The organism is Mycobacterium sp. NGS66 (assembly GCF_059812225.1).
Genome location: NZ_JCALCG010000001.1, coordinates 303,655 through 326,444, shown reverse-complemented (window position 1 = coordinate 326,444; position 22,790 = coordinate 303,655). Strand labels below are relative to the sequence as shown.

At 65.6% G+C, this 22,790-nt stretch carries 22 protein-coding genes and 1 riboswitch; of the genes, 13 read left to right on the top strand and 9 right to left on the bottom strand.

The window, feature by feature from the left end; translation table 11 throughout:
* Window positions 1-7: 7 nt before the first annotated feature.
* On the top strand, window positions 8-2,077 hold the full coding sequence (gene pta, locus AC5Y2L_RS01685) for a phosphate acetyltransferase (protein WP_499939052.1): 2,070 nt from the start codon (window positions 8-10) through the stop codon (window positions 2,075-2,077).
* On the top strand, window positions 2,070-3,221 hold the full coding sequence (locus AC5Y2L_RS01680; protein WP_499939053.1) for an acetate kinase: 1,152 nt from the start codon (window positions 2,070-2,072) through the stop codon (window positions 3,219-3,221). The genes pta and AC5Y2L_RS01680 overlap by 8 nt, the downstream gene beginning before the upstream one ends.
* Window positions 3,222-3,258: 37 nt before the next feature.
* On the opposite strand, the gene AC5Y2L_RS01675 is transcribed toward AC5Y2L_RS01680, so the two are convergent.
* The 3 genes from AC5Y2L_RS01675 to AC5Y2L_RS01665 form a co-directional block, all read right to left on the bottom strand.
* Window positions 3,259-5,280 (bottom strand): DUF6777 domain-containing protein, encoded by a 2,022-nt coding sequence (locus AC5Y2L_RS01675; RefSeq protein WP_499939054.1) that lies wholly within the window; start codon window positions 5,278-5,280, stop codon window positions 3,259-3,261.
* A gap of 101 nt (window positions 5,281-5,381) precedes the next feature.
* Window positions 5,382-6,557, bottom strand: a complete 1,176-nt coding sequence (locus AC5Y2L_RS01670; protein WP_499939056.1) for a DUF1501 domain-containing protein — start codon at window positions 6,555-6,557, stop codon at window positions 5,382-5,384.
* Entirely contained in the window at window positions 6,554-7,870 is a 1,317-nt protein-coding gene (locus tag AC5Y2L_RS01665) for a DUF1800 domain-containing protein (RefSeq protein WP_499939057.1), read from the bottom strand. Before AC5Y2L_RS01665 ends, AC5Y2L_RS01670 begins: the two co-directional genes overlap by 4 nt.
* Window positions 7,871-8,032: 162 nt before the next feature.
* On the opposite strand from AC5Y2L_RS01665, the gene AC5Y2L_RS01660 reads away from it, so the two are divergent.
* Window positions 8,033-8,275 (top strand): hypothetical protein, encoded by a 243-nt coding sequence (locus AC5Y2L_RS01660; RefSeq protein WP_499939058.1) that lies wholly within the window; start codon window positions 8,033-8,035, stop codon window positions 8,273-8,275.
* Window positions 8,272-8,523, top strand: a complete 252-nt coding sequence (locus AC5Y2L_RS01655) for a hypothetical protein (RefSeq protein ID WP_499939060.1) — start codon at window positions 8,272-8,274, stop codon at window positions 8,521-8,523. Before AC5Y2L_RS01660 ends, AC5Y2L_RS01655 begins: the two co-directional genes overlap by 4 nt.
* Window positions 8,524-8,673: 150 nt before the next feature.
* Here AC5Y2L_RS01655 and AC5Y2L_RS01650 read toward each other — a convergent pair whose 3' ends face one another.
* Genes AC5Y2L_RS01650 through glnX form a run of 3 tightly spaced genes read right to left on the bottom strand, consistent with a single transcriptional unit; the run spans window position 8,674 to window position 13,249 of the window.
* Entirely contained in the window at window positions 8,674-10,944 is a 2,271-nt protein-coding gene (locus tag AC5Y2L_RS01650; RefSeq protein ID WP_499939061.1) for a serine/threonine-protein kinase PknG, read from the bottom strand.
* Window positions 10,944-11,930 carry a glutamate ABC transporter substrate-binding protein gene (locus AC5Y2L_RS01645; RefSeq protein ID WP_499939062.1) on the bottom strand — a complete coding sequence of 329 codons (987 nt, stop codon included), beginning with the start codon at window positions 11,928-11,930 and terminating at the stop codon, window positions 10,944-10,946. The genes AC5Y2L_RS01650 and AC5Y2L_RS01645 overlap by 1 nt, the downstream gene beginning before the upstream one ends.
* Window positions 11,930-13,249 (bottom strand): protein kinase G-activating protein GlnX, encoded by a 1,320-nt coding sequence (glnX, locus tag AC5Y2L_RS01640; RefSeq protein ID WP_499939064.1) that lies wholly within the window; start codon window positions 13,247-13,249, stop codon window positions 11,930-11,932. The genes AC5Y2L_RS01645 and glnX overlap by 1 nt, the downstream gene beginning before the upstream one ends.
* A 162-nt stretch (window positions 13,250-13,411) precedes the next feature.
* Between glnX and AC5Y2L_RS01635 the strand changes: the two genes are divergently transcribed.
* On the top strand, window positions 13,412-14,044 hold the full coding sequence (locus tag AC5Y2L_RS01635; protein WP_499939065.1) for an NUDIX hydrolase: 633 nt from the start codon (window positions 13,412-13,414) through the stop codon (window positions 14,042-14,044).
* Here the strand turns inward: AC5Y2L_RS01635 and thiE are convergent.
* Window positions 14,016-14,681, bottom strand: a complete 666-nt coding sequence (thiE, locus tag AC5Y2L_RS01630; RefSeq protein ID WP_499939067.1) for a thiamine phosphate synthase — start codon at window positions 14,679-14,681, stop codon at window positions 14,016-14,018. The two genes, AC5Y2L_RS01635 and thiE, sit on opposite strands and share 29 nt — an antisense overlap.
* 28 nt (window positions 14,682-14,709) lie before the next feature.
* Window positions 14,710-14,820: riboswitch (TPP riboswitch) on the top strand.
* On the opposite strand from thiE, the gene thiO reads away from it, so the two are divergent.
* The 4 genes from thiO (at window position 14,811) to AC5Y2L_RS01610 (ending at window position 17,524) form a co-directional block, all read left to right on the top strand.
* On the top strand, window positions 14,811-15,815 hold the full coding sequence (gene thiO / locus AC5Y2L_RS01625; protein ID WP_499939068.1) for a glycine oxidase ThiO: 1,005 nt from the start codon (window positions 14,811-14,813) through the stop codon (window positions 15,813-15,815). Its footprint overlaps the riboswitch before it by 10 nt.
* The gene (thiS, locus tag AC5Y2L_RS01620) at window positions 15,812-16,018 is read left to right on the top strand and encodes a sulfur carrier protein ThiS (protein ID WP_499939069.1); all 207 of its coding nucleotides are present in this window, start codon (window positions 15,812-15,814) and stop codon (window positions 16,016-16,018) included. The genes thiO and thiS overlap by 4 nt, the downstream gene beginning before the upstream one ends.
* Complete coding sequence (locus AC5Y2L_RS01615; RefSeq protein ID WP_499939071.1) at window positions 16,011-16,769, top strand: thiazole synthase; 759 nt, start codon at window positions 16,011-16,013, stop codon at window positions 16,767-16,769. The genes thiS and AC5Y2L_RS01615 overlap by 8 nt, the downstream gene beginning before the upstream one ends.
* Window positions 16,766-17,524 carry an SGNH/GDSL hydrolase family protein gene (locus AC5Y2L_RS01610; RefSeq protein WP_499939072.1) on the top strand — a complete coding sequence of 253 codons (759 nt, stop codon included), beginning with the start codon at window positions 16,766-16,768 and terminating at the stop codon, window positions 17,522-17,524. The genes AC5Y2L_RS01615 and AC5Y2L_RS01610 overlap by 4 nt, the downstream gene beginning before the upstream one ends.
* A 3-nt stretch (window positions 17,525-17,527) precedes the next feature.
* Here AC5Y2L_RS01610 and AC5Y2L_RS01605 read toward each other — a convergent pair whose 3' ends face one another.
* Entirely contained in the window at window positions 17,528-18,049 is a 522-nt protein-coding gene (locus tag AC5Y2L_RS01605) for a serine/threonine protein kinase (protein ID WP_499939073.1), read from the bottom strand.
* An 89-nt stretch (window positions 18,050-18,138) separates the two neighbouring features.
* Window positions 18,139-18,696: an RDD family protein gene (locus AC5Y2L_RS01600; protein WP_499939075.1), complete on the bottom strand. Its 558-nt coding sequence runs from the start codon at window positions 18,694-18,696 to the stop codon at window positions 18,139-18,141.
* 162 nt (window positions 18,697-18,858) lie between these two features.
* Between AC5Y2L_RS01600 and AC5Y2L_RS01595 the strand changes: the two genes are divergently transcribed.
* From AC5Y2L_RS01595 to AC5Y2L_RS01580, 4 genes are all read left to right on the top strand, one after another.
* Window positions 18,859-20,352 (top strand): M28 family metallopeptidase, encoded by a 1,494-nt coding sequence (locus AC5Y2L_RS01595; protein ID WP_499939076.1) that lies wholly within the window; start codon window positions 18,859-18,861, stop codon window positions 20,350-20,352.
* A gap of 34 nt (window positions 20,353-20,386) precedes the next feature.
* Window positions 20,387-20,665 carry a nucleotidyltransferase domain-containing protein gene (locus tag AC5Y2L_RS01590; protein ID WP_499939077.1) on the top strand — a complete coding sequence of 93 codons (279 nt, stop codon included), beginning with the start codon at window positions 20,387-20,389 and terminating at the stop codon, window positions 20,663-20,665.
* A gap of 236 nt (window positions 20,666-20,901) precedes the next feature.
* The gene (locus AC5Y2L_RS01585) at window positions 20,902-21,057 is read left to right on the top strand and encodes a HepT-like ribonuclease domain-containing protein (protein WP_499939079.1); all 156 of its coding nucleotides are present in this window, start codon (window positions 20,902-20,904) and stop codon (window positions 21,055-21,057) included.
* A gap of 83 nt (window positions 21,058-21,140) precedes the next feature.
* Window positions 21,141-22,619: a neutral zinc metallopeptidase gene (locus AC5Y2L_RS01580; RefSeq protein WP_499939080.1), complete on the top strand. Its 1,479-nt coding sequence runs from the start codon at window positions 21,141-21,143 to the stop codon at window positions 22,617-22,619.
* Window positions 22,620-22,790: the final 171 nt, after the last annotated feature.

Genomic DNA, 22,790 nt, shown 5'->3' with positions numbered 1-22,790 from the left:
ACGACACGTGCCCAGCTCTGGGATCTACATCGCCGCACCCGAAGCGGCGTCCGGCAAGTCGACGATCGCCCTGGGAATACTGCATCGGCTGACCGCCACGGTCGCGAAAGTCGGTGTGTTCCGCCCGATTACGCGCGCCGGCGAGGATCGCGACTACATCCTGGAACTGCTTCTCGGGCACTCCAATGCGGGCCTCTCCTATGAGCAGTGCGTCGGCGTGACTTATGCGGAGCTGCATGCCGACAGTGACGCCGCGATCGTCAGCATCGTCGACGCCTATCACGCTGTGGCGCAACACTGTGACGCTGTCGTGATCGTCGGCAGCGACTACACCGACGTGACCAGCCCGGCCGAGCTCTCGGTCAATGCCCGCATCGCGGTGAACCTCGGTGCGCCGGTACTGCTTACGGTCAGCGGCCAGGGCCGCACTCCCGAAGAGGTCGCGAGCGTCGTGGAGGTCTGCCTGGGCGAGCTGTCCGCACAGCGTGCCCACACCGCCGCCGTGGTGGCCAATCGATGCGACCCAACGCAATTAGACGCTGTCGCAAAGGCTTTGGGTTCGTTCGCCCCACGCAGTTACGTGCTGCCCGAAGAGCCGCTGCTGTCAGCGCCGACGGTGGCCGATCTGGAGAAAGCCGTTAACGGGAACGCGGTCAGCGGCGACGCCGAGCTGCGGGAACGTGAGGTGATGGGCGTGATGGTCGCCGGGATGACCGCCGACCATGTGCTGGAAAGGCTCCGTGACGGCATGGCGGTCATCACCCCCGGTGACCGGTCGGACGTTGTGCTTGCCGTTGCCAGCGCCCATGCGGCTCAAGGGTTTCCGACGCTGTCCTGCATCGTCCTCAACGGCGGTTTCGAACTGCACCCGTCGATCGCGGCACTGGTGTCCGGGCTGCGGCTGAGGTTGCCGATCATCGCGACCACGTTGGGTACCTACGACACGGCGAGCGCCGCCGCCTCGGCTCGCGGTCGGGTCACGGCAACCTCGCAGCGCAAGATCGATACCGCGCTGGAGTTGATGGAACGCCACGTCGATATCGCGGATTTGTTGGCGCAGCTCGCTATTCCGATCCCGACGGTCACTACGCCGCAGATGTTCACCTATCAGCTGACCCAGCAGGCGCGTTCGGACCGCAAGCACATTGTTCTTCCCGAAGGCGACGACGATCGCATTCTCAGGTCTGCTGGGAGGGTGCTACAACGCTGCATCGCCGACCTGACGATACTGGGTGACGAAGACCAAATTCGCCTGCGCGCTGCAGAACTCGGGGTCGACCTGGGCAGTGTCAGGGTTGTGAACCCGCGCACCAGTCAGATGCGCGGCCAATTTGCCGACCAATACGCGGAATTGCGCAAGGCTAAGGGCGTCACCGTCGAACAAGCCCGCGAGATCATGCGCGACGTCTCGTATTTCGGCACCATGCTGGTGTACAACGGCATGGTCGACGGCATGGTGTCTGGCGCCGCCCACACCACCGCGCACACGGTTCGCCCGGCATTCGAAATCATCAGGACCGTTCCGGACGTCTCGACCGTGTCCAGCATTTTCCTGATGTGCCTGCCCGATCGGGTGCTCGCGTACGGTGACTGCGCGATAGTGCCCAACCCGACCCCCGAACAACTTGCTGACATCGCCATCTCCTCCGCGCGCACAGCCGCGCAGTTCGGCATCGAGCCGCGGGTGGCCATGTTGTCCTACTCCACTGGTGAGTCGGGCAGCGGCGCGGACGTCGACAAGGTCAGGGAAGCAACAAAGTTGGTGCGCGAACGGGACCCGCAGCTGCCGGTCGAGGGACCCATTCAATACGACGCCGCGGTCGAACCGGCGGTTGCCGCCACCAAGCTGCGTGGCTCGCCGGTTGCCGGCCACGCGACGGTGCTGATCTTTCCCGACCTCAACACCGGCAACAACACCTACAAGGCGGTGCAGCGTACCGCCGGGGCGATCGCCATCGGGCCGGTACTGCAAGGCTTACGCAAGCCGGTGAACGACCTGTCGAGGGGTGCGCTGGTCGAGGACATCGTCAACACCGTTGCGATCACTGCGATTCAGGCGCAAGGCGTTCATGGCTGACCCCCTGGTGCTGGTGATCAACTCCGGGTCGTCGTCGCTCAAATTCCAACTGGTCGAACCGGTTTCCGGAGAGTCGCGGGCCGGCGGCTTGGTGGAGCGGATCGGCGAACCGTCGTCGCCGGTGGCCGATCACGACGCCGCACTGCGGCGGGCTTTTGACGAGCTGGCCGATGCGGGTTACGACTTGAAAACCGTTGACCTGACGGCGGTCGGGCATCGGGTGGTGCACGGCGGTCAGCGGTTTTATCGGCCGACGCTGTTGGACGACGCGGTGATCGCCGAACTCGACGAGCTGTCGGAACTGGCGCCGCTGCACAATCCTCCTGCGATCAAAGGGATTGAGGTGGCGCGACGGCTGCTGCCCGACACTCCGCACATCGCGGTATTCGATACTGCCTTCTTCCACGACCTACCGCCCGCCGCCGCTACTTACGCCATCGACCGAGAATTGGCGCAGCGGTGGGAGATACGCCGCTACGGCTTCCACGGTACGTCGCATCAATACGTGAGCGAGCAGGCGGCGCGCTTCCTGGGCAGACCGCTGGGGAGCCTGAATCAGATTGTGCTGCATCTGGGTAACGGCGCATCGGCTTCGGCCATTGTCGGCGGTCGTCCCGTCGAAACCTCGATGGGGTTGACACCGTTGGAGGGACTCGTGATGGGCACCCGCAGCGGTGACATCGATGCAGGCGTCTACAGCTACCTGTGGCGCACCGCGAAGATGGGCGTTGACGAGGTCGAGTCAATGCTGAACAAACGGTCCGGGGTACTAGGGCTTTGTGGGGAGCGCGACTTCCGCCGAATCGGCGAGATGATCGAATCCGGCGACAGCGCGGCCCAATTGGCTTACGAGGTGTTCATCCATCGGTTGCGCAAGTACGTCGGCGCTTACCTGGCAGTGTTGGGCCACACCGATGTAATCAGCTTCACAGCGGGCATCGGGGAGCATGCTGTCGCGGTGCGCTGGGATGCTCTGAGCGGCATGGAGGAACTCGGCATCGTAATCGACGCGGACCGCAATCTCAGTCCGGAGGGCGCGGCCCGACGCATTTCTGGCGATGACTCACGGATCGCGGTGCTGGTGGTCCCGACGAATGAAGAACTCGCCATCGCCCGCGACTGCGTACGACTGCTGGTGCGCTAGGCGGGCTAATGCGGCGGTTTGCCACGTTGTTTATTGTTCACTGCTTGGTGGCCACAAAGGTATTGATGCAGTGATTAGTTCCGATGATCACGCCATCGCGAATAACGGTGCGGCCACCTTCGGTTGCAAAGACACCCTGCATCGTGGTGCCTGCCGGACCGTTCAGCGTGAACGATCCGTCGGCGTTGAGGGGGCCCGTGAAATAGCCTATGCTCAGCGAGCTGCCTTGATGTGTGACGGCGAGGGTGGTGTCAGGATATGGTGTCCCGAGGCAGTGGGTGAGGAAGTGAAACACGTAGGTACCGGCGATATCCAATTGGGGCGCATGGCTGCTCGTGGGCGCGGTCGGTGCGGCCCCGGGTGGAGGAACGGGTTGGGTGTGCGGGGTGTCGTTGGCGCCGGTCGTTCCAGCAGGCCGGTTGAATGCCTTACCGGTGACGACGTCGACGAGGACGAAGTTGGTGATGGCCGCCTTGCCGGCTTGGACCGCGGCAAGGGCTGAGGCGTTGTACCCAGCCCACGGCGTGCCAACGGGTTTCGGTTCGCCGGTCAGGGCGGCGGGCTCGGTTAGGGGATTGCCGCAATAACAACGGGCGCGGGGGACGCCGCGAGAATCGACGAAAACCGCTGTGCCCGTTTGTAAGACCGATTGCAGAGTAGTCGGGTGTGTTCCGTCGAACCCGTGATTGGTGACGCGGGTGTCCAGCCGCAGCACCGTCGGCGTCAGTTCACGTAAGTACGTGGGGATGTCGGCGGCGGTAAGCGGGTGTCCGCCGCTCCAAGTCAGCGAGGGATCTGTGTTGAGCGCTTCGGCGAATGCACTGGCCTGCGCGGGGTGGCTGCCGAGAAAGTCGATCATCTTGTCGCGGTCGCATTCGGCGTTGTTCATGGTGCCGCCGTAAATACCGGGACGATCGCCAGGCAGCGGTTGGGTGACCACCGGGCCGTTGCCGTGTGGCTGCAGAGTCGGCGGCGGTTGGGTATTGGTCGGCGGCGCCGAGGCCGCTGGCGGCATGAACGCGTTTGCCCCGGGATCGGTGGCCGCGGTGAGCACCAACTCCGTCGTCGCCTTGGGTGACAACACGTTTCGCAGCAGCAGGGCGGCCCCTGCGACCACCACGACAAGAACAACCGCTGCCGCGATCAACCACTTGCGCCTCGATCTCGGTGCCGCCGCGGCCGGGACCTGCGGGCTCGGGCGGGTGGAAACCCCGCCGAGCGGGCGGGTAGCTTCCCCAGTAGAGGCTCGATTCAGCGCCCGTCGCGCGGCAGCCGCTAAATCACCGGCGCTTTGGTAGCGTTCGTCGGGCTTTTTAGCCATGCCTGTCGCGATGACCTCGTCGAATCCGCGCGGGATGGCGGGGTTCACCTCGCTGGGTTTAGGGGGATCCATGGTTAGGTGCGCGGCGATTTGTTGTTCCATGCTGTCCCCACCGAATGGCTGGTCGCCAGTCAGGCATTCGTAAAGAACACACGCCAGCGCGTAGACATCGGAGCGGGCGTCAGTCGTCCCGGATTCCAAGCGCTCGGGCGACATATAGGCAACGGTGCCAATGAAGGACCCGGTCTGCGTCAGCTTGGTGGCTGCGGCGTCATGGGCGATGCCGAAATCGATCAGGTACACGAAGTCTTTGCGCGTCACTAGTGCGTTGGAGGGTTTGACATCGCGGTGCACCAGCCCGGCTTCGTGCGCGGCGTCCAGCGCGGCGGCCAGCTGCTCGATCACCTGCACGGCCCGCTCCGGGCTCATGGCGCCGTCACGCTGCAGCAGCGTGTGCACGTCAACGCCTTCGATAATCGGCATCACCAGATAGAGCCGCCCGTCGATTTCGCCGGTGTCATGAATCGGGATGATGTGCGGTTCGTTCAGCCGGGCCGCAATATGAGCCTCACGACGAAAACGTTCCCGATACCCGGGTTCGGCGCCCAGCTCAGGAGGCAGCACTTTGATGGCTACGTCGCGGCCGATTTCGGTGTCGTGAGCCTTGTACACCTTGCCCATGCCGCCCTCGCCGATCAGCGATAGCAGCCGATACCGGCCGAACACCACCTCATCCACAGCAAGCCTTTCGGACGAGCATCGATAGGTGTCCCGGATTTTATCCCAGGTTGTGAATGTTATATGCGTTTCTTCGGATTCCGGTGTGCTTCGCTTGTGTCCTAGAGGAAGCCGAGCGCGGTCCGGCCCGTTCCGACGGACGGTGTCGGATCTGTCCCGACGGTGTGCGATAGGAGCTCGTAGTACACATCGCGAAAGTCGGTGGTGTACTTCAGGTCTCCGTGGTCGAGGTCGGTGAGGCTGGGCTCGTCACCGTAGAAACCACCGCGGACGGGAACGCCCGCGACGAAGACCGGGCCGGCGGTACCGTGGTCGGTGCCTTCCGAGGCATTGGCGCGCACCCTGCGCCCGAATTCGGAATATGCCATCACGACGACGTTCCGGTTGCTCGTTTCCCGCAAAAAGGCAGTGACGGCCTCGTCGAGCGTCTGCAGCAGCCGCTGCTGGGTGCCTCGCTCGTTGGCGTGCGTGTCGAACCCGCCGAGTTGCACCATGTATACCCGCGTCGGGACCCGCGCCCGCACCGCCGCCGATACCATGCTCAGCTGCGCTGCCAGTGAATTGTGCTCGTTGGCAGCGGATTTGATTGACTCGAACGTCTTGTTGGCGGTCCGCGCGGCGCGATAGGACTTACGCACCGCAGCCATAGCCGGAGTATCACCGGCATCCACGGTGCCCAGCGCTGACATGATTGCGTCGAATCTCACCGCCTGCCGCGGCGGTACGTGCGCTGTCGAAAGCGCTGCGGCCGTGTGTTTTTCGCCGACCGCAAGCATGGGCAGGACGGGACCGACGTTGACCGCGCGCAGCGGATCGTCGCCGGTCGCGTCGAGCCAGCGGCCGATCCACCCCGTGGACACGGGCTGGGCCGGTGACGCGGTCTGCCAGATGTCCATGGAACGGAAGTGGCTGTGATCCGGCTTCGGATACCCGACGCCCCGAATGATGGCGAGCTGTCGCTGGTTCCACAATTGGGCCAGGCCACGCATGGCCGGATTGAGTCCGAGCTGTGAGTCCAGATGCAGAACATCTCCCGGCGCGTACGCAAGCTCCGGCCGAGCGTCGTGATAAGCGTTGTCGGCGTATGGGATTAGCGTATTGATCCCGTCGTTTCCGCCGTAGAGGGTGACGATCACCAATACTCCGGCGTTGTCGGCCAGCGGCCGGTCCTGCGCGGCTCGCAACAGGTCCTCCCAATTGACCGCGACGGCTCCGGAGAGCAGGCCAGCTGCACCGGCGCCCGCACCGGCGATCAAAAATTTACGGCGCGTGATCATGACGTCAGGTACTCCGGTGTGTTGACCGCCGCCACGACCAGTTGTTGCGGATCGCGCGTCAGAGGTTTGAGCGCATCGACGGTCCGGTCCGACCAAGCCCCAATGCCGATCAGGTAGCCGACCGCGTCAATCCGATCGGCCGGTGCGGTGCTCTCGATGCGCGACAGGTCGGCGCTGCGAGCCAGCTGACTTGCGGCGCGCAATCGGGTCTGTGCGCTGGCGGTCGACAGCCAGACCTCGCCGTGCGGCCAGCCGCCGACGTTGGGCGGGTAAAACGGCCTCTGCCCCAACGCTGACAACGTCGCCTGCACCATCTTGATGTGCGCAGGGCTGTCGAGTCCGACCCGCAGCGCGCGGACGACGCCCACCAGCCATTCGACCGGGGTGTTGACGACGGTGTTTCTGCCAGTCGTGAATGCGTCATCGGTGAGAATCGCCCGAGTCAGCGCGCGCAGATCGCGGCGCGGTCCATACGCCGAGACCAATCGGTCGAGCACCTGGCCTGACGGCGGTTCGTCAGAGGCCAACTGTTGCCACAGACGTCCCGCGACATACGCGGCCGACTTCGGCTGAGCCAGGACGGCGTCGCCAAACCCGGCGGCATCGAAATTGGCGGTGCGGCCGAACAGCGTCTTGGCGGCGGAGTCATGACGCCTGGGCGCCAACGCCGTTCGGCCGTCGGGGCCGATCACCCATCCGGTCAGTGCTCGGGCGCCGGCGCGCACGTCGTCCTCGGTGTAACCGTTGCCGTGGCCGAGGGCAAACAGTTCCATGAATTCCCGCGCCAGGTTTTCGTTGGGCGCCTTGGCCGTATTGGCCTGCCCGTCCAGCCAGCGCAACATCGCGGCGTCGGTCAGCATGCTGTACGCCAGCGTGCGGAAATCGCCCAGCGACAGCGTGCGCAGTTTCTGGTTCTGTGCGGCCATGTAGCCCGCGACGCGGACCTTTTGCGCGGAGGTGGCAAAGTGGTTGTGCCACAGCAACGTTAGCTTTTCATGGAACGGCTGTCGCACGGCGACCATGCGGCGCAGCCACCAAGCCGACAGCATGCCGTCCTGCTCGGATAGTTGCTGGTTGTATTGCTTGCGGGCGGCAGGTGTCGCGCCTTTGCCGGGCGCGCGCGGCGACTGCAGGACCGGCATCGGGGTGGCGACCGCGCCTGGGTCGGCGTCGGGGTTCGCGCTCAGCGTGTCGTCGACGTAGGACGGCCAGTCGCTAGCGACCACCGCGTCGACCTCGGGGCCGGTCACCCCGAACCCCGCTCGTCGCAGCACGCGGGCGGTGGCGATCCACCGCGCCGACTGTCCACCCATGGTCTTAGTGTGCACACGAATCTTTGAATCAGCTGTGGATAAGGGAAAACACCGAGAGCGGTTGCCGTGCGACGCTTCCCGGCGTGCAGGAACCCTTCATTGGCAGTGACGCGCTTGTAAACAAACGGTTGACAAGGTTGGTGTAAACGCATAGTTTACAACATGGAGATCAGGCCGAGCGCCTACAGCCACGGCATCACCGACGAGGAGATGCTTCACGCTTGGCGCAATGCCCTCCGGTTCGTCGAGTTGGAGTACGAAGGCGAAGAGCAGCTATTGGTCATTGGCCCCGCCCCCGACGGGCGGCTACTTGAGGTGATACTTCCCCTCGATGAGCCGCAGCGCATCATCCATGCCGACGATCTACGATCCAAGTTCTACAAATACCTCGGAGAAAAACCTTGACCACTAAGCGCAAGACAGACATTGATGAATGGCTCGATGGCATCGAGCCGAATCCGGCAGACGCGCGGGATGCCAGCCACCTTCGGCGCATCATCGCCGCCGCAGAAGCCGTCCAGAACGCCGAGGCTGAATTGCGGGCAGCAGTGAAGGCCGCGCGCGACGCAGGTGACACCTGGGCGGTGATCGGTTTAGCGTTGGGAATCAGCCGCCAAGGCGCATACCAGCGATTCGGCAGCGTCGACGACTGACGGCGCGGGGCTAACTTGTGCGATCACGGCTATCGCGTGTGAATCTACGGATCTCATTGTGAAATAACGTATTTCGTTGTGCAGCTATGGCGGGAATTCGGCCTTGCTCACGCCGAACGCCAACGATTCACACCCAACGCGCAAACCGAATCAGAACGTGCTCGTCGGACGCACGCGGTTCGCCATGTCCACCAGTGTGTACCGGTGTCGCTGCGTAGGCGCAACACGAGCCAAGCTGCGCAGCGACGCCTCGACGCCCAACCGTAACCCGTGGTCGGTGAACGGAAAGCCCAGGATGTGATTGGTACTGGCCTCGTTGTCCTGCAGCCAGTCCATCGCGCCGCCGAGCACCAAAGCGCGAATCTGCAGCACGCGAGGTTCGGTCGGCGGCAGAGCCTCAACGCGTCGAGCAGCGTCGCGAATCTGCTCCTCGGTGATTTCGCTTTGCGACCGCCCGGACAGTAGAGTCACCGCACTGGTCAACCGCGCGGTGGTGAAATGCCTTGAGGTAGCCGGGACTTCGTCGAGGGTACGCACCGCGCCTTCGCGATCCCCTTCTGCCGAAAGGGTTCTGGCCAATCCGAATGCTGCCGAGATAATGCCGTCGTCGGTGTTCCACACCGTCTCGTAGAACCTGTGCTCGTCGGTGTAGCCGGCCAGTTCGGCGGTGGCGGCCAACGCCAGCTTCGGCGCCAGCTCGCCGGGGAAGGTGTCCAGCACCTCGGTGAAATGTTTGATGGCAGAGTCGTAGTCGCCGGTGAGCAGTTGCGCGACGGCCCGATACCACACCAGCCGCCACCGCCAGCCCACGCGCTCGGCCAAGTCGTCGAGCTTGCGCGTCGCCTTGACCACGTCGCCGAGGTCCAGCAGCGCGCGGACTTCCATCAGCGGCAGCTCGATCGACTCGGACACGTCGCTGCCGTCGGCATCCAGGGCGCCATGGCGGGCTGCCCGCAACGAGTCCAGCGTCTGCACCGGCTGGGAGAGCACCGTCGCCTGCAGCATCGGCGCGGCGACGTCGGTCGGGTCGACCAGCGGCACCTGCAGCGCGGTCACGATTTCCTTCGCGGTCAGCTTCTCCGAGTGCACCTGGCCGTCCAGGTATACATCGGTGTGCGCGACCAGCAGATCCACGCCGAAGGTGGACCGGCTGGGGCTGAAAACCGTCGACAACCCGGGCCGCGGCACCCCGGTGTCCTTAGCGACCACCTCGCGCAGCACCCCCATCAACTGCGCCGACATCTCTTCGGCGGTGCTGAACCGGCGCCGCGGGTCGGGGTCGATGGCGCGGCGTAGCAGCCGGCCGAAGGAGTCGTAGCGGGCCAGCACCGGGTCGTCGTCGGGCAGCCCGTCGACGTAGCGGCCGTTGCGGGTGCGCAGGTTCAGCGTCAAGGCCGCCAGCGTGCGGCCGACGGTGTAGATGTCGGTGGCCACCGTCGGGCCGGTCCGCACGATCTCCGGCGCCTGGAATCCGGGCGTGCCGTACAGGTAGCCGAACGAGTTGATCCGCGACACCGCACCCAGGTCGATCAGCTTAAGCTGCTCCTCGGTGAGCATGATGTTCTCCGGCTTCAGGTCGTTGTAGACCAGGCCGATGGAGTGCAGATAGGTCAACGCCGGCAGGATCTCCAGCAGGTAGGCGATAGCCTCGGCGACCGGCAGCGTCTCGCCTTTGTTTTGCTTGAGCGACTGCCCGCCGACGTACTCCATGACGATGTAGCCGACGGGGTCTCCGTGCCGGTCGACGTGCTCGACGAAGTTGAAGATCTGCACGATCGACGGGTGCACCACCTCGGCCAGGAACTGCCGTTCGGCCATCGCGATCGCCTGCGCTTCGGCGTCGCCGGAATGCACCAGGCCCTTGAGCACCACCGGGCGATCGTTGACATTGTGGTCGACCGCCAGGTAGACCCAGCCCAGCCCACCGTGCGCGATGCAGCCCTTGATCTCGTACTGCCCCGCCACGATGTCGCCCGGATTCAGTTGCGGCAGAAAGGTATACGGGCTGCCGCAGTACGGGCACCAGCCCTCCGAAGCCCCTGAGCCCTCGGGCCCTGACCGCCCGACCGGCCGTCCGCAGTTCCAGCAGAACCTCTTGGACTCCGGCACCACCGGATCGGTCATCAGCGCCTTGAGCGGGTCGATGTCCGACACCCGCGGGATCTCGACCAGCCCGCCGCCGAGGTGCCGGACGGGTTGCACCACGCGCGTCGCACTCGTCGCCCGCTCCTGCGGCTCGGTGTCCCTGCTGCCAATGGTGATGTGCGGGAAATCGTCGTCGTCATCGTCGAAATCCGGCCGGAACAGCGCCTGCGTGGCCTGGGGCCGCTGGGACGATCCTGTGGTCGCTTGAGTGGCGGGCTGCTCCTCGGGCTGGTCTGCCAAGCCCTCTTGCGTGGTGTTTTCCGGACGATCGGCCATCAGTCCACATACCTCGGGGCAGGCGGCGCCGGCGCCGGACCGAGCACCGTTAACCACTTGCGGTACAACGTATTCCATGTCCCGTCCCGGCGGATGCGTTCCAGTGTGCCGTTGACGAACCGGACCAGCCCGGTGTTCTCCAGGTTGATCCCGATGCCGTAGGGCTGGGTGGCCAGGTTGGGTCCGACGATATGCAGGTACGGGTCTTCTTCGACCAGCCCGGCCAGAATCGAGTCGTCGGTGCTCACCGCATCGATCTCGCGCTGCTGCATGGCCACCAGGCAGTCGGCCCAGTTCACCACCGACACGATGGTGGGCGGCGGGGTGATCTCCTGGATCCGGCTCAGCGACGTGGTGCCGCGCGCGACGCATACCCGCTTGCCGGACAGGTCGGCCGCCTTGGTGATCGTCGAATCGCGCGGGGCGAGGATGCGCTGGTTGGCGTCGAGGTAAACGGTGGAGAAGTTGACCTTCTTGCGCCGTTCGCAGGTGATGGTCATGGTCTTGACGACGACGTCGACCTGAGAATTCTGCAATGCGGTCACCCGCTCCGCCGACGACAGGATGCGGTACTCGACGTGCGAGGGTGCACCGAAGATGTCGCGGGCAATCTCGCCGGCGATGTCGACGTCGAAGCCGGTGATCTCGCCGGTGATCGGATCGCGGAAGCTGAACAGGTTGCTGCCGATGTCCAGACCGACGATCAGCCTGCCGCGCGCGCGGATGTCGGCCACCGCGGCGTCGGCCTCGGCCTTGGTGGGGAACGGGCGCAGGCTGGCGGTGGGGTTGCAATCCTCCCCGGACGCGTTGGCCGGCGGCGGGGGCGCCGGCGGCATTTCTTCCATGCCGACCGGTGTGGGCGGCGGCAGGGTCGGCATCGGGGCCACTTTCGGCGGCGCCGGGTGGGTGCAGCCGGCCAGCATGACCGCGGCGGCCAGCATGGCGAGAGGGTGAGCCGCCCGCCGGACCCCAAGCAGGCGGTTCATCATCGGTACTCTTTCAGCCGCGGCCACAGGCCCAGGGCCACCGCGAGGGCCGCGCCCAGACTGAGCACTACGCCGCCGACCTGGGCGCCGGACAGTCCGCTGCGGGCATTGAGCACGTCGTTGCGCAGTTGGGTGCGACTTTCGTCCATCGCTTTGGTCAACGCTTCGTCGAGCCTGTCGAACGCCGGCGTGGAGTCGTCCTCGCCCTTGCCCAACGCGACCTGGGTTGCGGCGCGGTAGTTGCCGACCGACATATAGGCGTTGATCCGGTCGTTGGCCTGCTGCCAGCGGATCAACAGCTGGTCGGCGCCCTGCAGATCGGGCTTGTCGATCGCGTCGCTGCGGGCCATGTACGCGTCGATCTGTCGGTGCATGTCTTCGATGCGCTGATAGAAGGCTTGCTTGCGGATCTCCTCGTCGCCGCGGCGAATCAGCGACAACGTCTCGTCGGCCCGCGCCTGCTGGGCGGTGATGGCCACGTTGGTGACTGTCTTGAGCGACTCGGCGGCGGTGTCCTTGGCGCTGCGGCTGGCTGTCGTCGAGAAAATCAAGGCAATGACGACCCACACCACCATCACGACGATACCGAGCGCGCCCACCACCAGGCCGGGGTTGATTCGCCGCCTGGTCCGCCGGGCCAGCCACCGATCGGAGAACAGGCCGAAGACCAATGTGGTCGCCACGACGAGGATCACCGCCGCCGGGAAATGCGTGGATGCGGTGGTTTCGCTGTCCACTCGCTGCGACGTCTGTTGGTAGAGCCGCTGCGCGTCCGGCAGGATCTTCGACTGCATCAGCCCCGATGCCTCCGACAGATACGACGACCCCACCGGGTTGCCGGCCCGGTTGTTGGTGCGCGCGATCTCGATCAGGCCGGTATACACGGCCAGCTCCGCGTTGATCCGGCCCAGCAATTGCACCATCGGTTCGTCGGTCAGCCCGCTGGATGCCCGGGTCACCGCCACCGCGGCGTCGGTGATCGCCTGCTCGTAGCGCTGCCGGACCGAACGTGGTTCGGGTTGCGCGATGAACGCGGTTGCCGCGGCGGCGTCGGCCACCGACAACGTGGTGTAAAGCCGTCCGGCCGCGAACGACAGCGGCTCGGTGTGGTTGAGCACCGTGGTCAGCACTTGCTGGCGGTGATTGACGGTGGTCGAGGTCGCGAATGCGCTGGAAACACCCAGCGCCGCCAGCACGATGCCGATGGTCAGGATTCGGCCCGGCGTCGTCGAGATGAACCACCAGCGTGGGTGAGCGGGTTCGGCGGGCGAGCGCGTCCCCAGCGGCTCGGTCGACGGGTGCGCCAGCTCAACCGTCACGTCTGCTCGGACCCCATCTTTCGGTCGTGTCAGGAAGCTCTATGGAGCGAATTCGCCGTATAAGCGAATTCTAAGAGAAGGTGTGCGCCGATGGGGGGAGGCCGACGCAATTGGCGCCGCCTGTTGCTCTGGTTGCGCACCATGCCTGCCTATCCTGAACAGGTGCGAGGCGACGGTGACGGATGGGTGATCTCCGACACCGGCGTCCCCTATTGGGGCAGACATGGCGCGGCCGGTTTGCTGCTGCGGGCGCCGCTGCCCGACGGTACGCCCGCGGTGCTGTTGCAGCACCGGGCGGTGTGGAGTCATCAGGGCGGCACCTGGGGGCTGCCGGGTGGCGCCCGCGACTCTCACGAGAGCCCGGAGGAGACCGCGGTCCGGGAGGCTTACGAGGAAGCCGGCCTGACCGCCGAACAACTCACCGTGCGGGCGACGATGTGCACCGCCGAGATTCCTGGCAGGGACGGCATCCGCTGGACTTACACGACGGTGATCGCCGATGCCGACAAGATGCTGGACACCATGCCCAACCGGGAAAGCGCCGAGTTGCGCTGGGTGAGCGAGGACGAGGTGGCCCAGCTGCCGCTGCACCCCGGGTTCGCCGATAGCTGGCCGCGGCTGCGCACCTCGCCGGCGACCGTGCCGCTGGAAACCGGCGACCGACGGCGGCAGCGCCTGCCACGCACGATGGAGATCGAGGCGGGCGTGTTCGTCTGGTGCATGCCGGGCGATCCAGCCCACGCGCCGTCGCAGCTGAGTCCCCGGATCAGCGCGCTGCTGCAAGCGCTGAACTGAGCCGTTCGGCCGCCGCGCGGGGATCCTCGGCCCCGGTGATCGCACGCACCACTACGATCCGGCGGGCACCGGCATCGAGGACCTCGGGGAGGCGCTGCGCATCGATACCGCCGATTGCGAACCAGGGCTTGTCCGGATGCAGCTTCGCGGCGGTTCGTACCAGCTGCAGTCCGGCCGCCGTGCGGCCCGGCTTGGTCGGGGTGGGCCAGCAGGGGCCGACGCAGAAGTAGTCGCACTCGGCGGACGCCGAGGCCGCAGCGACTTGGCCGGGGTCGTGGGTGGACAAGCCGATCAGCGTGTCCGGCCCGACGATCTCGCGTGCCACCGCCGGCGGCAGGTCGCCCTGGCCGAGATGCAGCACGTCCGCCCGGGCGGCACGGGCGATGTCGGCGCGGTCGTTGACCGCGAACAGCCCGCCGTGCCGGTGGGCCGCGTCCGCGAGCACCTCACATGCGGCCAGCTCGTCGCGCGCCTCCAGCGGCCCGAACTGCCGCTCGCCGGTCGAACCCTTGTCGCGCAGCTGGATGATGTCGACGCCGCCGGCCAGTGCCGCGTCGGCGAACTCGGCCAGGTCGCCACGCTCGCGGCGGGCGTCGGTGCACAGGTAGAGCATGGCCGTCTCCAAGCGTTTGTGCACACGGCGACGGTAGCGCGCTAGCGTGGAGGCTTGTAGGCACGGGAGTCCCGGCGAGCGGGGACTGAGAGTGGGCGCGCCCGCCCTTACCGTCACACCTGATCCGGGTCATGCCGGCGAAGGGAGCAGGGGATGCAATCGTTAGCCGTCATCGGAGGCGGCGTCATCGGTTTATCGGTGGCGCGCCGGGCGGCGCGCGACGGATGGTCGGTGCGGGTGCACCGCAGCGAGGGGCCCGGCGCCTCCTGGGTTGCCGGGGGAATGCTGGCTCCGCACAGCGAGGGCTGGCCCGGCGAGGAACGGTTGCTGCGGCTGGGCCTGGAGTCCCTGCGGCTGTGGCGCGAGGGCGACTTCACCGACGGGCTGCCGGCAGGGCTGATCACCGCGCGCGAGTCGCTGGTGGTGGCCGTAGACCAGGCCGACGTGGCAGACCTGCGCACCGTCGCCGACTGGCTGGCCGAACAGGGCCACCCGGTGGTCTGGGAGTCCGCTGCGCGAGACGTCGAACCGCTGTTGGCACAGGGCATTCGGCACGGCTTTCGGGCGCCGACCGAGCTTGCGGTGGACAACCGCGCGGTGCTCGACGCGCTGGCCGCCGACTGCGAGCGCCTTGGAGTCCAGTGGGCAGGACCGGTGCACGACCTGTCCGGGGTCGGCGCCGACGAGGTCGTCATTGCCAACGGCGTTGATGCGCCGGCACTCTGGCCCGGGCTGCCGGTACGTCCGGTGAAGGGCGAGGTATTGCGGCTACGCTGGCGCAAGGGCTGTATGCCGTTGCTGCAGAGGGTCATTCGGGCCAGAGTGCACGGCCGCCAGGTGTATCTGGTGCCGCGCTCCGACGGCGTGGTGGTGGGCGCCACCCAGTACGAGCACGGACGCGACACCGCACCCGTCGTGTCGGGGGTGCGTGACTTGCTCGACGATGCGTGTGCGGTGCTGCCGTCGCTGGGTGAGTACGAGCTGGTCGAGTGCGCCGCTGGGCTGCGTCCGATGACGCCGGATAACCTGCCTATCGTGCAACGCCTGGACGAACGGACGCTGGTCGCCACCGGTCATGGCCGCTCGGGATTTCTCTTGGCACCGTGGACCGCGGAACAGATTGCGGCTGAGCTTGCTTCCGTCGGAGCGCGCCGATGATCGTCGTGGTCAACGAGCGACAGGTCGAGGTGGACGAACAGACCACCGTGGCGGCGCTGCTGGAGTCGCTGGGCTTTCCAGAAAGGGGTATCGCGGTGGCGCTGGATCACACGGTGTTGCCCCGATCAGATTGGGCGACAAGGCTTGCCGAGTTCACGGCGCCCATACGACTCGAGGTGGTGACGGCGGTGCAAGGTGGCTGATTCAAAGCTGACGATCGGTGATCGCAGCTTCGCTTCGCGACTCATCATGGGTACGGGTGGAGCGACCAACCTGGCGGTGCTGGAAGAGGCGCTGATCGCGTCGGGAACCGAGCTCACCACCGTCGCGATCCGCCGCGTCGACGCCGAAGGCGGGACCGGGCTGCTCGATCTGCTCAACCGCCTGGGCATCACGCCGTTGCCCAACACCGCGGGGTGCCGCAGCGCCGCCGAGGCAGTGCTGACCGCCCAACTCGCCCGCGAGGCGTTGAACACCAACTGGGTAAAGCTCGAAGTGATCGCCGACGAACGCACCCTGCTGCCCGACGGTATCGAATTGGTCAGGGCGGCAGAGCAATTGGTGGACGACGGGTTTGTCGTGCTGCCCTACACCAACGACGACCCAGCGCTGGCGCGTCGGCTGGAAGACACCGGGTGTGCGGCCGTGATGCCGCTGGGCGCACCCATCGGCACCGGTCTCGGCATCACCAACCCGCACAACATCGAGATGATCGTTGCCCAGGCCAATGTCCCGGTGGTGCTCGATGCGGGCATCGGCACCGCCAGCGACGCCGCGCTGGCGATGGAATTAGGTTGCGACGCAGTGTTGTTGGCCAGCGCGGTGACTCGCGCCGCCGACCCGCCGGCGATGGCGGCCGCGATGGCCTCCGCCGTCAGCGCCGGCTATCTGGCGCGCCGGGCCGGGCGGATCCCGAAACGTTTCTGGGCGCAGGCATCCAGCCCGGCACGATGAAACGCTATGTAGCGCTGGGCAGTTCGATGGCCGCCGGACCCGGTATCCGGCCGCGCGCCGCCGGGGCGCCTTGGCGGGCAGGTCGATCGGCGCGCAACTACCCCCACGTCCTTGCCGAACAACAGAACCTCGACTTGACCGACGTCACGTATTCCGGCGCCACCACCGCACACCTGCTCGCCGAGCGCCAGCACGGTGCAGCGCCGCAGATCGAGGCGTTGGACGGTTCCGAGACGCTGGTCACGGTGACCATCGGCGGCAACGACGTTGGCTATATTCCGCTGCTGATGGCTGCCTCGTTACCAACGGCGGCACGCAGGCTCCCGCTGCTCGGTGCTCGCCTAGCCGAACTGCTGGACCGCGACTTGCGCGATCGCGCCCTGACCCAGGTGTTCGATTCGTTGTGCGCGGTCGGCCGTGCCTTGCGTGAGCGGGCGCCGGACGCGCGGATCATGTTCGTCGACTACCTGACCGTATTGCCGCCGGCGGGTGAATCCGCCGCCCCACTGTCGGAAGCAGATGCCGATCTCGGTCGGCACGTAGGGGCCACCCTGGAACGGCTCACCGCCGACGCCGCCGCGGCGACGAACTGTGAGATCGTTTGCGCCGCAGCGGCCAGCAGAAGACACCACGCGTGGTCCGCTGCGCCCTGGACGACGAAACCCGGTGTGCCCGTTCCGTATCGGCCCTCGCCGCTGCATCCCAATGCCGCCGGGATGCGGGCGGTGGCGAAACTGATTGCGGCTCAGCTGTAGAATTCAGCCGTTGTTGCGCCACCACTGGTATAGCGTCGCGGTGTCAGCGTTGGCTGCGCGGATAAGGCTCATCACATTCTTGCCGTACGTGGTCCAGATGACTTCGGCCTTACCCTGATACGTTCCGCATGCCAACTGTCCCGCCGGGTCGGTCGAGTCGACCTGGTGCCACGCGGTGGGGGACTTGGCATCCCCGCAATTGGTCAGGGTGTCGGAGCCGATGCTGGTGGTGAACGAACTGTTCAGGTCGCTGCCGTTGTCGAAAAGCAGGTATTTGGCGTAGACCGGCCCGCTGGGGTCGGAGTTTTGTCCGCACTGGATGACGGCGAGCACGCCGCTGGGCGGCGACTGGGTAGTGCAGTTTGTCAAGCTGTAGCCCTTGGACAGATTTGCGGCGAGGGTGTCATTAGGGTCTGCGTTCGCCGTGCCAGTGCCCAAAAAGGCAAGGCCGCCCACGAGCGTTGCAGCCGTCGCGGCTCGCAGCGCATTGGTGCGGTGACGACGAGCCGGGCAGTCCCCCGTCATTCTGACATGGTTTTCGCCGGTTCCCATTCGATCCGCACCAAACCGACTGCAGCGTAACGACGTTCGTATGTTACTGGCGCTGATCGCCGCTATGAGGCCGGCAGCACCACCGTCGAAACCAGCTTGTCGGCAATGGTCTGTCGCTTGGCGTCCCACAGCGGGAACAGCCAGCCGATGTAGCAGATGAGCGAGTCGACAATGTGGGCGAGGTCGCGCACGAACGCCATCCCGAAACCGATCGGCTGACCGGTTGCCTCAGACACCAGCTTGATCTTCATCGCCGACTTGCCGATGGTCTGACCAGTGGTGCCCTGGCGGTACCACCGATTCCAGATCGAATACGCCAAGATCGCCAACCACAGCACGCCGTTGACGAGCAGGGGGATGATCGGGGAAGGCCCGGTGCACTGTCCGTCCGTGCAGCTGGTGCCGGAGGTTGCGGTCACGACAGCAAACCCGATGCCGTAGAGGACCAAGACCGGGAGGATGTCGATCACGTACCCGACAACCCGGACGCCCCACGACGCGTAAGCCTCCTTGGGCAGGGCGGGCGCGGCGCCGGGAACCGCCCCGTAACCGGCAGGCGGCTGGCCCCCACTCCCCGGCGGTGGCGGCGGGTAGTTGCCGGGAGGCTGCGAATAGGTCATTGAATCCTCCTCGTGTCGTGGGACGGTGTTACGTTACCGGACACCGGTGGTGCTCGCGCGACGATTTGCCGAACGCTATACCGCCCGGGCAAGACCATTTGTCTAAATGTGTCGGTGCCGGGGCTATCTGGCGCGGGTCACCAACCGCTAACCTTGGGCGCGATGCTGAACAAATCACGGGCTCCGGCGCTGCTGGTCGTTGTCGCACTCACCCTATTGCTGGCCGGCTGCTCCCATGGAAAGGACAGGGCGGGGCCGAACGGCGACCCCGCCGCGTCCGAGTTCGCCAGCACGCTGCGCAACAAAGTCACCACCGACGCGATGATGAAGCACCTGTCGAAGCTGCAGGACATCGCCAACGCCAACAACGGCACCCGCGCGGTGGGCACCCCAGGCTATGAGGCCAGCGTCGAGTATGTGGTGAAGGTGTTGCGCGACAGCGGTTTCGACGTGCAAACACCTGAATTTTCGGCCCGCGTCTTCCACGCCGAAAAGGGCTCACTGACGGTCGGTGGCAAGACTTTGGACGCGCGGGCGCTCGACTACAGTCTCCCTACTCCGCCGGAAGGGGTGACCGGGCCGCTGGTGGCCGCGCCCGGCGAGGGTCTAGGCTGCGCGGCGTCGGATTACGACGGGCTGCCGGTGCAAGGTGCGGTGGTGCTGGTGACTCGCGGTAAATGCCATTTCTCTGAGAAAGAGGACGCCGCGGTACAGCGCGGAGCCGTCGGGATGGTCGTCGTCGACAATGTCGACGAGGAGCGCATGGGCGGCACGCTGGGAGCCGACACCGACGTCAAAATCCCGGTGGTCAGTGTCACCAAGTCGGACGGGATCGTGCTGCGCGGACTGACCGGGCCGGCCACCATCAAGCTGCCCGACGCGAAAACCCAAAGCTTCAAGGCCCGCAACATCATCGCGCAGACCAAGACCGGGTCCACCAACGACGTGGTGATGGCCGGCGCGCATCTGGACAGCGTGCCGGCGGGGCCGGGCATCAACGACAACGGCTCCGGCGTCGCCGCCGTTCTGGAAACCGCTGTGCAACTGGGCAATTCGCCGCATGTGCGCAACGCGGTGCGGTTCGGCTTCTGGGGCGCAGAGGAACTCGGATTGATCGGGTCGCGGAACTACGTCGAGTCGCTGGACCTCGACGCGCTCAAACACATTGCGCTGTACTTGAACTTCGACATGCTCGCGTCGCCCAACCCGGGCTATTTCACCTACGACGGGGATCAGTCGCTGCCGGCCAAGGACCGCGGCCAGCCGGTGGTGCCGGAAGGTTCGGCCGGCATCGAGCGCACGTTGGTCGCATACCTGAAGTCGGCCGGCAAGACCGCGCAAGACACCTCGTTCGACGGCCGGTCCGATTACGACGGATTCACCCTGGCCGGTATCCCGTCGGGCGGACTGTTCTCTGGCGCCGAGAACAAAATGTCCGAAGAGCAGGCCAAGCTGTGGGGCGGGAAGGCCGGCGAGCCGTTCGATCCCAACTACCACCAGAAGGGCGACACCCTCGAGCACATCGACCGCACCTCGTTGGGCATCCAAGGTGGCGGCGTGGCGTACGCGGTGGGGCTGTACGCGCAGGACCTGGGTGGGCGCAACGGCGTTCCGGTGCTGGAGGACCGTACGCGGCACGTGCTCACCAAGCCATGATGCGGTAGCTGCCCGCTTTAGTACGGTGAACGTTATGCCTGAGGGGGACCGCTTCGAACAGCGAACCGCAGAGGCAATCGAGGCGTTGCGTCGCCGTGGGGCGGTGTTCGCGTATCTGCACGGCAGCCGAGCCAGCGGGACGGCTGGCCCAGATTCCGACATCGACATCGCCGCCTACTTCGACGGACCAGCACCCGCAGCTTTTGACTTGCTGATGCCCCCCGGCGTCGATCTGCTGGTGCTGAATCATTCTCCCCTGAGCTTGCCGGCCGTGTCGCGGTCAACGGGAAGCTGCTCTTCGAGAGGGATGTAAACACTCGCGTTGAGTGGGAGGCGACGACTCGCAAGATCTACTTCGATGAATTGCCGCGGATGACCCGTGCCCATGAGGAATTCGCCCAAGCGGTGTTGCGTCGTGGCGTGGGGTGAAGTACACGTTCCTAACGGCCATCGAAGCGGGCATCGATGTGGCGCAACACATCTGCTCGACGCAAGGTTGGGACCACCGGCCGACAACGGCGACGAGTTGAAGCAGCTTGGCCAGACGCGATGCGCAAGGCGGTTGGTTTCCGAAATATCCTCGTGCATGAGGACGTCGAGGTGTCCGACGAGATCGTGGTCTCCAGACTTGGGGATTTGTCCGACCTCGACGAATTCGTGGAACGCGTGACCGCGTTCGTCTCGGAGCGAAGAGCCGACCGCTAGGGTCGGTTCTTGCCACGACGGTGCACCAGGCGTTCTAAGATTCCCCTAGTTTGCTGTGCAGGCCGTCGGGACGGGGTTGGTCAATGAATAGCCGCGTGCGAAAGTTACGGGTAAATCGCTCCCTGGCAGCGGGTACACGGACGGTGTTGGTCTGCGCTGTGGTCGCACTTCTGGTGGGATGCACCACTTTCGTCGACGGGCGCGCCTTGTCGATGCTCAACGATCCCTTCCGGGTCGGGGGTCTGCCGGCGACCAACGGCCCCAGCGGCGCCCGCTCGAATGCGCCCGCCCCGACTGGCACGGTGGTCAACACCAACAACGGTCCGATAGACAAGTTGTCGTTGCTCTCGCTCAACGACATCGAGGAGTACTGGAAAGCGAATTACAACGGATCGCTGAAAGGATCATTCAAGCCGCTCGACAAATACGTGTCATACGACTCCACCGATCGGCGAAGCCCGATCATCTGCGGCAACGAGACCTATAAGATGCCCAACGCGTTCTTCACCTCTCGCTGCAACCTGATCGCTTGGGACCGTGGTGATTTCATGGCTGCCGCGCAGAAGTATTTCGGCGACATGTCGGTCAATGGCGTCTTGGCTCACGAGTTCGGGCATGCCCTGCAGAACATGGCCAAATTGGTGACCAGGAGCACCAAGACCATCGTCAAGGAGCAACAAGCCGACTGTTTCGCGGGCGTCTACCTGTTCTACGTCGCGGACGGTAAGTCGAAGCGCTTCACGCTGAGCACGGCCGACGGGCTCGACCATGTGCTGGCGGGCATCATCACCACCCGCGACCCGGTGATGGACTCCGACACGCCGAACGACGACGAACACGGGTCGGCCCTGGACCGGGTCAGCGCCTTCCAGATGGGCTTCATCACCGGCACTGCGGCCTGCGCCGCCATCGACCTGAAGGAAATCGAGCAGCGTCGCGGCGACCTGCCGACAACCCTGCGGCGAGACTCGAATGGGGACCCGGAGACCGGCGAGGTCCCGATCAACGAAGACACCTTGTCGACGCTGATGGAGCTCTTGGGCAAGATCTTCTCTCCGAAGCAAGCGCCCACCTTGTCCTACAAGCCGGCCGAGTGCTCCAACGCGAAATCCAGCCCGCCGGCGTCCTACTGCCCGGCTACCAACACCATCGTGGTTGACCTACCCGCACTGGCCGCGATGGGAAAGGTTGCCGACAAAAAGCAGCACTCGCTGCCGCAAGGCGACGACACCGCGCTGTCCATCGTGATGTCGCGGTACGCGCTGGCGGTGCAGCATGAACGCGGTCTACCGATGCAGAGTCCGTGGACCGCGCTGCGTACCGCCTGCCTGACCGGCGTCGCGCACCGCAAGATGGCCGAACCCATCGAGTTGCCCTCCCAGAAGTCGCTTTTGCTGACCGCGGGTGACCTGGACGAGGCCGTGTCCGGGCTGTTGACCAACCGCCTGGTGGCCAGCGACGCCGACGGTTCCACGGTGCCGGCCGGATTCACGCGCATCGCGGCTTTCCGGGGCGGCGTGGTCGGCAATATGGACGCGTGCTACTCGCGCTATCCCGCGTAGTTGACGTCATCGTCGGCGCGTCGAACGTGGGGCGTATGCACGAGTTTCGATCGGCGCTTATTCGTCCATATCACCTGCGTTCGGAGAGTGTGACCCGGCTTGGCTCAGGTTAGTGTCCAGGTCGGTGGTGAGCCTAGGTGTTAGCCGGGTTCGCAGACCGTAGTCGTGGCG